This window comes from Mycetohabitans sp. B2 (assembly GCF_021733735.1).
In the GTDB taxonomy this organism is placed as follows: Bacteria; Pseudomonadota; Gammaproteobacteria; order Burkholderiales; family Burkholderiaceae; genus Mycetohabitans; species Mycetohabitans rhizoxinica.
Map to the genome: position 1 here is coordinate 1 of NZ_JAHKSP010000151.1, position 1,073 is coordinate 1,073.

General features: G+C 50.0%; 2 protein-coding genes. Both read left to right on the forward strand.

Annotated features, from left to right (window positions below; genetic code table 11):
* A partial coding sequence (locus tag KPG66_RS17170) for a hypothetical protein (RefSeq protein WP_237071651.1) occupies positions 1-378 on the forward strand: 378 nt, incomplete at its 5' end.
* A 184-nt stretch (positions 379-562) separates the two neighbouring features.
* Positions 563-1,073, forward strand: a 511-nt coding sequence (locus tag KPG66_RS17175; RefSeq protein ID WP_237071652.1) for a hypothetical protein, incomplete at its 3' end; no start/stop codon positions are given.

Sequence of the window (1,073 nt, forward strand, 5' to 3'; positions counted from 1 at the left end):
GCATCCGTAATCTTTTCAACCATTTTTCCTATTTCCGCTTTCGCTGATATACAGGAAATAGTAGCTGAGTGTATAACAGAAGGAACTGATGCTAGCGGTGCTAGACATAGCTGCGACTCACAGACGAGTCGGATTACTGTTCCTGAAGGATATGTTCTTGCGGAAAAATCTTTAAAGGGCGGGTTCACTGGACAAAATGGTTCTGAAAACGATTGCCGTATTGGATGGGCAGATTACGTCGATGTTATTCCTGGCGTTACACAACCTCGAACCATTACTTTGCAAGCACATGCGAGAAGCCCCAAAGGGCATAGTTCCGGTCGTGGATGGACAAAATGCAAATACACCGTTGAGATGGTAAAATTACCGGGACGCTAGCGAAAGGTGATGATTGTTTCTGCCAGCAGCAGCTTGCTGCTGGTTGATCTGGGTCATTGCCACAATTGCTATCACTAATTATGTGCGTAAATCTCTAGTTCTACCTTTTAAGCGTTTTCCCCAAAATGTATGTCCAATATTTTATGTCAAGCCAAAGCTAAATTAAGAGTAGCAGGAGCCTATTATGTTACCGATTGTTCTTGCCCTTGCGCAGTTTGCGCCGCAAATCGCCCAATGGATTGGGGGTAGCCGAGCCGAACAGGTTGCGCAGAAAGTGGCCAACATCGCCCAAACGGTCACCGGCACCAGCACACCAGAGCAGGCATTGGCTGCAATCCAAGCCAACCCAGAACTTGCCTACCGGTTTCAAGAATCGATCGTCGAGAGCCAAGTCGAGCTGCAGCGTATTGCCGCTGAGTTGGAAAAGACGCGCATCACGGCTGACATCGAAACGGCAAAGGCTAATGCAGCCGACCGCGCCGATGCTCGACAGAGGGCGCTGACTGCACAAGACCGCACCCCGTGTAACCTCGCCTATCTATATACAGGCGCCCTATTTTTGGTGATCGGCGCGCACTTCTGGCTATTGTTCTCCCGCGTACCGATTGAACCCCTTGCCTTTGGGGTGCTCGGTAATATCGAGGGCGTACTGATTGCGATGGTCTTGGGTGCCAAGGAATTCTTCCTCGGCTCGT